The sequence below is a fragment of the Streptomyces sp. NPDC059455 genome (assembly GCF_042750115.1).
GTDB classification, from domain to species: domain Bacteria; phylum Actinomycetota; class Actinomycetes; order Streptomycetales; family Streptomycetaceae; genus Streptomyces; species Streptomyces endocoffeicus.
Genome location: NZ_JBHYVB010000284.1, coordinates 1 through 11,605 on the forward strand (window position 1 = coordinate 1; position 11,605 = coordinate 11,605).

Sequence of the window (11,605 nt, forward strand, 5' to 3'; positions counted from 1 at the left end):
GCCCCGCCGCCGCTTGTCAGCCGCGCGGCTTCTCGCGCATCTCGTACGTCGCGATGACGTCGTCGATCTTGATGTCGTTGTAGCTGCCGAGGTTGATACCGCCCTCGAAGCCTTCCCGAATCTCGGTGACGTCGTCCTTGAAGCGGCGCAGGCCCTCGATGTTGAGGTTCTCCGCGATGACCTTGCCGTCGCGGACGAGACGGGCCTTGGTGTTCCGCTTGACCTCACCGGAGCGGATGAGCACACCCGCGATGTTGCCCAGCTTGGACGAGCGGAAGACCTCGCGGATCTCCGCCGTACCGAGCTCGACCTCTTCGTACTCCGGCTTGAGCATGCCCTTCAGGGCCGCCTCGATCTCCTCGATCACCTGGTAGATGACCGAGTAGTAGCGGACGTCCACGCCCTCGCGCTCGGCCATCTGCGTGGCACGCCCGTCGGCGCGCACGTTGAAGCCGATGACGATGGCGTCCGAGCCCGTCGCCAGGTCGATGTCGGTCTCGGTGACCGCACCCACACCGCGGTGCAGCACCCGCAGGTCCACCTCTTCGCCGACGTCGAGCTGGAGCAGCGAGGACTCGAGAGCCTCCACCGAACCGGACGCGTCGCCCTTGATGATGAGGTTGAGCTGCTGGACCTGACCGGCCTTGAGCACCTTGTCCAGGTCCTCCAGGGAGACCCGGCGGGTGCGCTTGGCGAAGGCCGCGTTCCGCTCGCGGGCGGCGCGCTTCTCGGCGATCTGGCGGGCGGTGCGGTCCTCGTCCACGACGAGGAAGTTGTCACCCGCACCGGGCACGTTGGTCAGACCGAGCACCAGGACCGGGGTCGCCGGGCCGGCCTCCACCACGTTGTTCCCGTTGTCGTCGAGCATCGCCCGGACGCGGCCGTACGCGTCGCCGACGACCATCGTGTCGCCGACCCGCAGGGTGCCGCGCTGGACCAGCACGGTGGCCACGGCGCCGCGGCCGCGGTCGAGGTGGGCCTCGATCGCGATGCCCTGTGCGTCCTGCTCCGAGTTGGCCCGCAGGTCGAGCGAGGCGTCGGCGGTGAGGACGACGGCCTCCAGCAGGCTGTCGATGTGCAGACCCTGCTTGGCGGAGATGTCGACGAACATGGTGTCGCCGCCGTACTCCTCGGCCACCAGGCCGTACTCGGTCAGCTGACCGCGCACCTTGGTCGGGTCCGCGCCCTCGACGTCGATCTTGTTGACCGCGACCACGATCGGCACATCGGCCGCCTTGGCGTGGTTCAGCGCCTCGATCGTCTGGGGCATCACACCGTCGTTGGCCGCCACCACGAGGATCGCGATGTCGGTCGACTTGGCACCACGGGCACGCATGGCGGTGAACGCCTCGTGACCCGGGGTGTCGATGAAGGTGATCCTGCGCTCTTCGTCGTTGACCTCGGTCGAGACCTGGTAGGCACCGATGTGCTGGGTGATGCCGCCGGCCTCGCCCGCGACCACGTTGGTCTTGCGGATCGCGTCCAGCAGTCGGGTCTTACCGTGGTCGACGTGACCCATGACGGTCACCACCGGCGGACGCGCGGAGAGCATCTCCTCGCCGCCCTCGTCCTCGCCGAACTCGATGTCGAAGGACTCGAGAAGCTCGCGGTCCTCCTCCTCCGGGCTGACGATCTCGACGTTGTAGTTCATCTCGTCGGCGAGCAGCTGAAGCGTCTCGTCGGAGACGGACTGCGTCGCGGTGACCATCTCGCCGAGGTTGAGCATGACGGCGACCAGCGACGCCGGGTTGGCGTTGATCTTCTCCGCGAAGTCGGTGAGAGAGGCACCCCGCGACAGCCGGACCGTCTGGCCGTTGCCGCGCGGCAGCATCACGCCGCCGACCGACGGGGCCTGCATGGCCTCGTACTCCTGGCGCCTCTGCCGCTTCGACTTACGGCCACGACGCGCCGGACCGCCGGGACGGCCGAACGCACCCTGCGTGCCACCGCGGCCACCGGGACCGCCGGGACGGCCGCCGAAGCCGGGACGGCCACCGCCGCCACCGAAGCCGCCACCGCCGCCGGGACCCCCCGGACGGCCGGCGAAACCGCCGCCGCCACCGGGACGACCGCCACCGCCACCACCGGGACGACCGGCGAAGCCGCCGCCACCACCGGGACGACCGCCGCCGGCACCGCCGGGACGACCGCCACCGCCGGGACCGCGACCGCCACCGCCGCCGCCAGGACCCGGACGCGGGCCCGCGGCCGGACGCTGCGGCATCATGCCCGGGTTCGGACGCGCGCCACCGGGACCCGGACGCGGACCGCCACCCTGGGCGCCCTGCGGACGGGGCATCTGGCCCGGAGTGGGACGGGGACCGCCGGGACCGCCCTGGCCACGGCCCGGACCGCCCTGGCCGCCGCCCTGCGGACGAGGACCGCCGCCGGGCTGGCCGCCGGGACGCGGGGCGCCGCCGGGACGGGGCGCCTGCGGGCGCGCCATACCGGTGGAGCCACCGGAGGTGAAGGGGTTGTTACCGGGACGGGGACCGGCCGGACGGGGACCGCCCGGACGCGGACGCTCCTGACCCGGACGCGGGCCACCACGGCCACCACCCTGGCCGCCCTCGCGCTGGCCACCCTCACGCTGACCGCCGTCGCGCTGGCCCGGTGCGCCCGGACGGGCGCCGGGGCGCGGACCGGGACCGGGAGTGGCACCCGGCTTGCCGGGCGTGCCCGGCTTGGCCGCGGCGGGCTTGGGCGCGGGGGCCGGCGGCGCGGTGAACTCGGGCTGCGCCGGAGCCGCCGGCGCGGGGCCCGGCTTGGGGCCGGGGGCCGGACGGGCCGCCGGAGTGGGACGCGGGCCCGGAGCGGGCGCCGCGGAGCGGGTGCCGCGCTGGCCCTCGGCGGGGGCACCGGCCGGCTTGGGGCCGGGCGCCGGGGGCTTGGGGGCGGCCGGACGGGCCGCCGCCGCCGGACCTGGGGTCGGCGGCTTGGGCGTCGCCTTACGCGGCGCCGAGGGCTTACCAGCGGCGCGGCCGGAGCCGTTGCCACCCTGGAAAGCGTCAGTCAACTTGCGCACAACCGGCGCCTCGATCGTCGAGGACGCCGAACGTACAAATTCACCGAGTTCCTGGAGCTTGGCCATGACGACCTTGCTCTCAACTCCGAACTCCTTGGCGAGTTCGTATACCCGGACCTTAGCCACTTCGCTCCTTTTAGGTCCGGGTTGTCGCCGGACCGTCGCTACTTCATGGGCGTACTCATCGCGTACTCATCGAGTGCTCATCGCAATCTCGACCTACTTCCGACTCGCGAGGTACCTGACCGCACGGTGTCCCGTGCCGTTCTTTCAACTACTCAGGGTGTCGCCTGTTCACCCTGCTCGACAAACCGGCGGAGCGCCGTGGTGTCGAGCGCTCCCGGCCCCCTGAAGGCCCGGGAAAAGGCCCGGCGGCGAACCGCCAGGTCAAGGCAGACCCGTGTGGGGTGAACATAAGCACCCCGACCGGGGAGCGTACCGCGCCGATCGGGGACACAAACACCCTCGATCAGCACGATGCGCAGCAGATCGTTCTTGGCCGCCCGATCCCGGCATCCCACACAGGTTCTCTCAGGGCAGGCACCAGCTCGCGTGCGGCCAGACACTGCTTAAGTCTACCTCCCCGTACGGACCTCACTCCCTGGGGGGAGTGATCGAACCGTCACTCGATTTGGCCCGGGTCCCGGGGGATCCGGCCTGAATCAGCCTTGATCACCCGACTGCTCGGTGTCCGGCCGGATGTCGATCCGCCAGCCGGTCAGCCGCGCGGCCAGCCGGGCGTTCTGCCCCTCTTTGCCGATGGCGAGCGACAGCTGGTAGTCCGGCACGGTGACCCGGGCCGAGCGGGCCGCCAGATCGACCACCTCGACCTTGCTCACCCGCGCGGGTGACAGCGCGTTCGCCACGAGGTCAGCGGGGTCGTCCGACCAGTCGACGATGTCGATCTTCTCGCCGTGCAGTTCGGCCATCACGCTGCGGACCCGCCCGCCCATCGGGCCGATGCACGCGCCCTTGGCGTTCAGCCCCGCACGGGTGGACCGGACCGCGATCTTGGTGCGGTGGCCCGCCTCACGGGCGATCGCCGCGATCTCCACCGAGCCGTCCGCGATCTCCGGCACCTCGAGCGCGAAGAGTTTCTTGACCAGATTGGGATGCGTACGCGAAAGAGTCACCGACGGACCGCGCACGCCCTTGACGACTCGTACGACGTACGTGCGCAGCCGGGTGCCGTGGGCGTAGTCCTCGCCCGGGACCTGCTCCTGCACCGGCAGGATCGCCTCGAGACGGCCGATGTCCACCAGCACGTTCTTGGGGTCCTTGCCCTGCTGGACGACACCGGCGACGACATCGCCCTCCCGCCCCGCGTACTCGCCGAAGGTGATCTCCTCCTCGGCGTCCCGCAGCCGCTGCAGGATGACCTGCTTCGCGGTCATCGCGGCGATCCGGCCGAAGCCGGAGGGGGTGTCGTCGAACTCCCGGGGCTCCTGCCCCTCCGCCAGGTCCTCGGCGTCCTCGCGGGCCCACACGGTCACATGGCCGGTGTCGCGGTTGAGCTCCACGCGGGCCCGGCGGCGGCTTCCCTCGGTGCGGTGATAGGCGATGAGGAGGGCCGATTCGATCGCCTCGACCAGCAGGTCGAAGGAGATCTCCTTCTCTCGCACCAGACCCCGCAGGGCACTCATGTCGATGTCCACGGCTACGCCTCCTCCTTGCTCTCGTCGTCGTCGCCCGCGGCCTTGTCCGCGGACGTGCGGTTGAACTCGATCTCCACCCGGGCCTTGGAGATCTCCTCGAAGGCCAGCCGCCTGGCGGTGGGCTTGCGCCCCTTCACACCGGGGACCTCCAGCTCGAGGCCCTCGTCGTCCACCGAGACGATCCGGGCCACCAGCTCGCCGCCGTCGGCGAGGCGCGCTCTCATGAGGCGGCCGGCGGCACGGCGGTAGTGGCGCGGCTCGGCCAGGGGGCGCTCGGCGCCGGGGGAGGTGACCTCGAGGACGTACGCGGTCTGGCCCATCGCGTCCGTGTCGTCGAGGGTCTTGGAGATGTCCCGGCTCAGCTCCGCACACGTGTCCAGCTGGACGCCGTCGTCGGAATCCACGACCACTCTCAGCACGCGCCGCCGCCCGGCCGGTGTCACCTCGACCTCTTCCAGATCCAGGTCTCGCGCGCTGACGAGCGGTTCCAGCAGTCCGCGCAGCCTCTCGCTCTGGGTGGTGCTCATCCGGGTGACTCCTCGGCCGCGTGTGCTGTTGTGGGAAGGTCGCGTGTCAGGTCAAAGCCTATCTGTTCCGGCGGCGGGCTGACGATTCGGTGGCCGCTGCCGGGCAGACGGCCTCGGCGCGGGTACGCTCGCCTGCTGTGATCACTACCGGCGGCCAGGAGCGGCCGCAGCCCGGAAAGAGGAACGTGTCGATCACCACTCCCCCACCCCGTGCCACAGCCCTGCCCGACGCGATTTCCACGGTCCCCGCCGCGTCCGTCGCGTCTGCCGCGTCCACCGTGCCTGCAGCATCCGCCGCGTCTCCCGCGTCCTCAGCGTCCGCCGCCGCTTCGGCCTGCGCCGCGCCGGTGACCCGGCGGCGGAGTCTGCTGCTGGGCGGCGGGGCGCTGGGGGCCGTCGCGCTGCTGAGCGGCTGCTCCGACGACTCCGGGTCCCGGCGCGAGGCGGACGGCGGGGCGGACGTCGCGCTGCTGCGGGCGCGGGGCGCGCGGGACTCCACCGCACTCCTCGCGCGCTACGACGCGACCGTGGACGCGCATCCCGCCCTCGCGGAGCGGCTGACGCCGCTGCGGGAGGAGACGGCCCGGCATGTCGCGGTCTTCGCCGCCGAGGGCCGGTCCCCCTCCCCCTCCTCCCCCTCCGCGACCGTGTCGCGCTCGCCCTCGGCGGGCGGACGGCGGATGCCGAAGGTCCCCGAGGACGAGAAGCGGGCCCTCTCCGCCCTCGCCCAGGCCGAGCGCCAGACCGCCGACACCCGCACCGCCGCGCTCGCCACCGCGCCACCCGAGCTGGCCCGGCTGCTGGCCTCCGTCGCGGCTTGCGGCGCCGCCCACGTGTATCTCCTCACGCAGCGCGACACGGACTCGTGATCACGCTCGGGACCACCGTAGTGATCACGCTCGGGACCACCGGGAAGGGGTACTGACATGGCCGCTCGAGCAGACCGCACGGCCGTCGGCGAACGCGCCGCGGCGCTCAGGGCCGCGCAGGCGGCGCTCGCCGCCGAGCACGCCGCGGTGTACGGCTACGGCGTCGTCGGCGGGCGGATCGGCGACGACCGGCTCGCGGAGGCGCGCGAGGGCTACGCCGCGCACCGCGCGCGCCGGGACGACCTCGCCCGCACCGTGCACGACCTCGGCGGCCGCCCCACCAGCGCGGCGCCCGCCTACGCCCTGCCCTTCGCGGTGCCGGACGCGCCCGCCGCGGTGCGGCTCGCCGCCGAGCTGGAGAACCGGGTCGCCGCCGTCTACGCCGACCTCGTACGGGCCTCGACCGGATCCCTGCGCCGCCAGGCGGCGGGCGCGCTGCGGGAGGCGGCGGTCCGGGCGGTGCGCTGGCGGGGCGGCGGCGTAGCCTTCCCTGGGCTCACCGAACACGCCACACCGGCCACTCCGTCGGCGTCGCCGAGCGGTGGGTCGGACGGGGTGTGACCACATTGATGGTGGAGGGGACAGCTCAGGAATGGCATCGGCACCACGGCCCGACGGCCGCGATACGGACCGCGTCCACGTGCCGAAGCGGCTTCTGGACGCGCTGAGCGACGACCCCGCGAGCGCCGTGCGGAGCTGGCTGGACGCCCTCCCCGGGACGGCCGAGCGGCAGCTGGCGGCCTGGGAGCTGACCCTGGAGCGGGTCGCGGCACCCGGGGGGCGTCGCGGGCTCGTCGCGCTCGTACGGCAGGCGGACGGCACCCCGGCGGCACTGAAGTTCCCGGTCCCCGGCCCGGACGCGGACCGTGAGCGGGCCGCCCTCGCGCACTGGAACGGCTGGGGCGCGGCCCGGCTGCTGCGCGCCGACCCGGACACCGGTGCGCTGCTGCTCGAGCGGCTGCACGGCGCGGTGTCGCTGCGCTCGCTGCCCGAGCCGAAGGCGCTGCTGGAGGCGGCGGGCACGGTGCGGCGGCTGTGGGTGCCGCCGCCCGAGGGGCATCCGTTCGCGTCGGTCACCGGGCGTACCGAGGAGGAGCGGGAGATCCTGCGGGTGCTCGGCACCGGGGGCTGGGCGGCGGAGGCCCGTCCGCTCACCGACGAGGCGCTGGAGCTGCGGGCGGCGCTGCCCGCCGAGCCGCCCGAGGAGGTGCTGCTGCACGGCGCCTTCCGGCAGGGGAAGGTGCTGTCCGGGGAGCGCGCGCCCTGGCTCGCGGTGGGTCCGGCGCCGGTCGTGGGCGAGCGCGCGTACGACCTGGCGCGGCTGGTGCTCGACCGCTGCGAGGACCTGGCCGCGGGACCCGGCCCCGCCGCGGCCGCGCGCCGCCGGGTCGCCAAGCTGGCGGATTCCCTGGACGTCGACCGCGACCGGCTGCGCGGCTGGTCCCTCTACCGTGCCGTCGAGACGGGCCTGCGCCACGCCGCCGCGGGCGACCACCGCCGCGCGGAGCTGCTGCTGGAGTTCGCGGGCTGGCTCTGACGGGGCCGCCCGGCCCGGCCGGGTGCGGCTTTCGTCCCGCGTCTCCGACGCGATCGGGCAGCGGGGGGCCGGGGCGCGGGCTTCGCCGCCCGGCGCCGCGCCCCCGGCGCCGCCGCGGTCGTCAGCCGGTGGTGGTGAGGCGGGCGATGGCCTCGTCGATGGGGAGGTCCTCGCGCTCGCCCGTGCGGCGGTCCTTCAGCTCGACGACGCCGTCCTTCGCGCCGCGGCCCACGACCAGGATGGCCGGGACGCCGATCAGCTCGGAGTCGGTGAACTTCACGCCCGGGGAGACACCGGCGCGGTCGTCGACCATGACGCGCAGGCCCGCCGTGCCCAGCTTCTCGGCGAGGTCGAGGGCCATCTCGGTCTGGAGGGCCTTGCCCGCCGCGACGATGTGGACGTCGGCCGGGGCGACCTCGCGGGGCCAGCAGAGGCCGGACTCGTCGTGGGTCTGCTCGGCGAGGGCGGCGACGGCGCGGGATACGCCGACGCCGTACGAGCCCATCGTGACCCGCGTCGGCTTGCCGTTCTGGCCGAGCACATCGAGCTGGAAGGCGTCGGCGTACTTGCGGCCGAGCTGGAAGATGTGGCCGATCTCGATCGCCCGGTCCAGCTCGATGCCCGCACCGCAGCGGGGGCAGGGGTCGCCCGGCTCGACCACGACGACGTCGAGGTACTCGTCGACCTCGAAGTCACGGCCGCAGACCACGTTGCGCGCGTGGGTGTCGGGCTTGTTGGCGCCGGTCACCCAGGCGGTGCCGGGGGCGACACGCGGGTCGGCGATGTAGCGGAAGGACTTGCCCGCCAGGCCCTGCGGGCCGACGTAGCCGCGCACCAGCTCGGGGCGGCCCTCGAAGTCCTCGGCCGTGACGAGCTCGACGACGGCCGGGGCCAGGTGCTCGCCCAGCTTGCCCAGGTCCACCTCGCGGTCGCCGGGGACGCCCACCGCGGTGATCTCGCCGTCGATCTTGACCAGGAGGTTCTTCAGGGTGGCGGAGGCCGGGACGCCGAGGTACTCGGCGAGGGTCTCGATGGTCGGGGTGTCGGGGGTGTCCAGCTCCTCGAGCGGGCCGTGCCCGGCGCCCTCGACCGGCGGCACGGTCACCGTGACGGCCTCGGTGTTCGCGGCGTAGTCGCAGTTCGGGCAGTCGACGAAGGTGTCCTCGCCGGCCGCCGCCGGGGCCAGGAACTCCTCGGAGGCCGAGCCGCCCATCGCGCCGGAGACCGCGGAGACGATGCGGTAGTCCAGGCCGAGGCGCTGGAAGATCCGCTGGTACGCCTCGCGGTGCAGCCGGTAGGACTCGGCGAGGCCCTCGTCGGTGGTGTCGAAGGAGTACGAGTCCTTCATCAGGAACTCGCGCCCGCGCAGCACACCGGAGCGGGGGCGGGCCTCGTCCCGGTACTTGGTCTGGATCTGGTAGAGCATGACCGGCAGGTCCTTGTAGGACGTGCACTGGTCCTTGACCGTCAGGGTGAAGATCTCCTCATGGGTCGGGCCCAGAAGGTAGTCGGCACCCTTGCGGTCCTTGATCCGGAAGAGCAGATCGCCGTACTCGTCCCAGCGGCCGCTCGTCTCGTACGGCTCGCGGGGCAGCAGCGCGGGCAGGAGGACCTCCTGGGCGCCGATGGCGTCCATCTCCTCGCGGACGATCCGCGCGACGTTCTCCAGGACCTTCTTGCCGATCGGCAGCCAGGTCCAGATGCCCGCGGCGGCGCGGCGGACGTACCCGGCGCGGACGAGCAGCTTGTGGCTGGCGGTCTCGGCGTCCGCCGGGTCTTCGCGCAGCGTCTTCAGCATCATCGTGGACATGCGCTGGACGTTGACGGCGTGGGCCATGGGGTCTCTCCTGCGTGCGATGGGATGTTCAGGAGGTTAGCCGCACGGGCTGGTTTCCCGGAAATGCGTAAGGCCACGGCGGCGGCCGGACAGGGCCTAGTGACGGCGCAGCGGCAGGGGGGCTCCCATCACGGTGTACGGACTCGGGGCGCTCGGGAAGAGCACGGGGCGGGCGAGGTCGCGGTAACCCAGTGAGCGGTAGAGCGCGCGGGCCGGGCTCTCGGTGTCGATCGCGGACAGGATCGAGCGCGGCTCGTCGGCGCCGTCCGTGATGGTCGTGATCAGCTGCCGGCCGATGCCGCGGTGCTGGTACTCGGGGTGGACGTGCAGCTCGGTGATGACGAACGAGTCGTCCAGCCAGTCGTCGTGCCCGGCCGCGCGCAGATACGGCTGGACCACCGTGGACCACCAGTGGGTGCGGTTGTTGGGCATGCCGTAGACGAAGCCGACGAGCCGGCCGGAGGGCGTGGTCGCGCCGAGCGCGCGGGCGCCGGGGCTCTTGAGGTGGCGCAGCACGATGTGGCGTCGTACGCCGACCTCCTCGTCCGACAGCCCGAAGGCGACGGCCTGGACGTCGAGCGCTTCGTCCACGCGTGCGGCGAGGTCGAGCGACCCGACGACGACGTCTTCGGGTTCCGGGGTCCGCCCCCCGGGGAGATGCAGCATGGGCGGCACCCTACTGGCCCGTCGATCAGAACAGCACACTCATGAACGCGCCGACTTCCCGGAAGCCGACCCGGCGGTACGCGGCGCGGGCCGCGGTGTTGAAGTCGTTGACGTACAGGCTCACCACCGGGGCGACCTCGCTCAGCGCATAGCGCAGCACGGCCGCCATTCCGGTCTCGGACAGGCCGCGGCCGCGGTGCTCGGGGGCCACCCATACGCCCTGGATCTGGCAGGCGTGCGGGGTGACCGCGCCGATCTCGGCCTTGAACACCACCCGGCCGTTCTCGACCCGGGCGAAGGAGCGCCCGGCGGTGACGAGCTCGGCGACCCGCGCCTGGTAGAGCAGCCCGCCGTCGCCCGCGAGCGGCGAGACGCCGACCTCCTCGGTGAACATCGCCACGCATGCCGGCATGATCACGTCCATCTCTTCCTTACAGACGCGGCGCACCAGCGGATCGGGCGGGACGTCGGCGGGCATCGAGCTGGTGACCATCAGCGGCTGACGGGCGCGGACCTCACGGGCCGGGCCCCAGCTGGGCTCCAGCAGGGACCACAGCCCGGCGGTGGTCTCGGCGGGGCCGACGATCGAGGAGCAGCGGCGGCCCGCCCGGCGGGCGCGCTCGGCGAAGCCGCGCACGGCCTCGGGGGTGGCGCAGATGGGCACGAGGTTGGCCCCGGCGTAGCAGAGCGACTCCAGCCGTCCGCCGGAGTACCAGCCCCACATCTCGCCGCCGAGCCGCCACGGGTCCAGGCCGGCGACCTGGACGCGGGCGGCCACGAAGGCGTTCGAGACGGGGTCGCGGTCGAGCACCGCAAGGGCCGCGTCGAGCTCATGGGGCTCGAGGACCCTAGTGGTGGACGTGGTCAGCACGTGTCGGTCTGCCTCACGTGGTGCGGGCCCGCGGGCCGGGGACGTCGATCCTCAGACTCTACCGCGCAGGCCAAGACGGGCCTTTTCCGAGGGCTCGGTTCTCCCCCAGCTACCGCTGGGGGGTGCCCCCGGCCGGGGCGCTTCAGTCTCCCCCAGCTACCGCTGGGAGGTGCCCCCGGCCGGGGCGCTTCAGTCTCCCCCAGCTACCGCTGGGAGGTGCCCCCGGCCGGAAGACCCCAGCGCCCGGAAGCTCTACGGCACCCGCAGCTTTCAGCCGCCGCTGACCGAAACCTCGGGTTCGCCGGAGGCGATGCCGTCCTTCTCCATCTGCTCGGCGATCTTCATGGCCTCGTCGATCAGGGTCTCCACGATCTTCGACTCCGGCACGGTCTTGATGACCTCGCCCTTGACGAAGATCTGCCCCTTGCCATTGCCGGAGGCGACGCCCAGGTCCGCCTCGCGCGCCTCGCCGGGGCCGTTGACGACACATCCCATGACCGCCACCCGCAGCGGGACCTCCATGCCCTCCAGACCGGCCGTCACCTGGTCCGCGAGCTTGTACACATCCACCTGCGCCCGACCGCACGACGGACACGAGACGATCTCCAGCCGCCGCTG

11 protein-coding genes are annotated in these 11,605 nt (G+C 72.9%); 3 read left to right on the top strand and 8 right to left on the bottom strand.

Annotated features, from left to right (window positions below; all coding sequences use genetic code 11):
- Positions 1–16 precede the first annotated feature (16 nt).
- From infB to rimP, 4 genes are all read right to left on the bottom strand, one after another.
- Positions 17–3,151: a translation initiation factor IF-2 gene (infB, locus tag ACFXB5_RS49025; protein ID WP_385221373.1), complete on the bottom strand. Its 3,135-nt coding sequence runs from the start codon at positions 3,149–3,151 to the stop codon at positions 17–19.
- Positions 3,152–3,303: 152 nt separating this feature from the next.
- A complete protein-coding gene (locus ACFXB5_RS49030) occupies positions 3,304–3,591 on the bottom strand; it encodes a YlxR family protein (RefSeq protein ID WP_078559543.1) in 288 nt (95 codons plus the stop codon).
- 96 nt (positions 3,592–3,687) lie between these two features.
- Positions 3,688–4,680, bottom strand: a complete 993-nt coding sequence (gene nusA, locus ACFXB5_RS49035; RefSeq protein ID WP_385221376.1) for a transcription termination factor NusA — start codon at positions 4,678–4,680, stop codon at positions 3,688–3,690.
- A gap of 2 nt (positions 4,681–4,682) precedes the next feature.
- Positions 4,683–5,207, bottom strand: a complete 525-nt coding sequence (gene rimP, locus ACFXB5_RS49040; RefSeq protein ID WP_385221379.1) for a ribosome maturation factor RimP — start codon at positions 5,205–5,207, stop codon at positions 4,683–4,685.
- 278 nt (positions 5,208–5,485) lie between these two features.
- Here rimP and ACFXB5_RS49045 point away from each other — a divergent pair, with 278 nt between their 5' ends.
- From ACFXB5_RS49045 to ACFXB5_RS49055, 3 genes are read left to right on the top strand one after another with little or no spacing between them, the layout of a single operon-like run.
- Complete coding sequence (locus ACFXB5_RS49045) at positions 5,486–6,076, top strand: hypothetical protein (protein ID WP_385221382.1); 591 nt, start codon at positions 5,486–5,488, stop codon at positions 6,074–6,076.
- Positions 6,077–6,133: 57 nt separating this feature from the next.
- Positions 6,134–6,637: a ferritin-like domain-containing protein gene (locus ACFXB5_RS49050; RefSeq protein WP_201857867.1), complete on the top strand. Its 504-nt coding sequence runs from the start codon at positions 6,134–6,136 to the stop codon at positions 6,635–6,637.
- A 31-nt stretch (positions 6,638–6,668) separates the two neighbouring features.
- Positions 6,669–7,613: an aminoglycoside phosphotransferase family protein gene (locus ACFXB5_RS49055; RefSeq protein WP_385221385.1), complete on the top strand. Its 945-nt coding sequence runs from the start codon at positions 6,669–6,671 to the stop codon at positions 7,611–7,613.
- A 121-nt stretch (positions 7,614–7,734) separates the two neighbouring features.
- Here the strand turns inward: ACFXB5_RS49055 and ACFXB5_RS49060 are convergent, their stop codons facing one another.
- The 4 genes from ACFXB5_RS49060 to ACFXB5_RS49075 all read right to left on the bottom strand — a co-directional run.
- Entirely contained in the window at positions 7,735–9,450 is a 1,716-nt protein-coding gene (locus ACFXB5_RS49060) for a proline--tRNA ligase (RefSeq protein ID WP_385221388.1), read from the bottom strand.
- A gap of 96 nt (positions 9,451–9,546) precedes the next feature.
- Positions 9,547–10,116 carry a GNAT family N-acetyltransferase gene (locus ACFXB5_RS49065; protein ID WP_385221391.1) on the bottom strand — a complete coding sequence of 190 codons (570 nt, stop codon included), beginning with the start codon at positions 10,114–10,116 and terminating at the stop codon, positions 9,547–9,549.
- Between the two features lie 25 nt (positions 10,117–10,141).
- On the bottom strand, positions 10,142–10,987 hold the full coding sequence (locus ACFXB5_RS49070; RefSeq protein WP_385221394.1) for a GNAT family N-acetyltransferase: 846 nt from the start codon (positions 10,985–10,987) through the stop codon (positions 10,142–10,144).
- A 270-nt stretch (positions 10,988–11,257) separates the two neighbouring features.
- On the bottom strand, positions 11,258–11,605 hold a 348-nt coding region (locus ACFXB5_RS49075; RefSeq protein ID WP_363328719.1), incomplete at its 5' end, for a flavodoxin-dependent (E)-4-hydroxy-3-methylbut-2-enyl-diphosphate synthase.

Bases quoted from the DNA above. Each gene is read 5' to 3' on its own strand.
- rimP (WP_385221379.1), bottom strand. From the start codon at position 5,207: ATGAGCACCACCCAGAGCGAGAGGCTGCGCGGACTGCTGGAACCGCTC.
- ACFXB5_RS49050 (WP_201857867.1), top strand. From the start codon at position 6,134: ATGGCCGCTCGAGCAGACCGCACGGCCGTCGGCGAACGCGCCGCGGCG.
- ACFXB5_RS49055 (WP_385221385.1), top strand. From the start codon at position 6,669: ATGGCATCGGCACCACGGCCCGACGGCCGCGATACGGACCGCGTCCAC.
- ACFXB5_RS49060 (WP_385221388.1), bottom strand. From the start codon at position 9,450: ATGGCCCACGCCGTCAACGTCCAGCGCATGTCCACGATGATGCTGAAG.
- ACFXB5_RS49065 (WP_385221391.1), bottom strand. From the start codon at position 10,116: ATGCTGCATCTCCCCGGGGGGCGGACCCCGGAACCCGAAGACGTCGTC.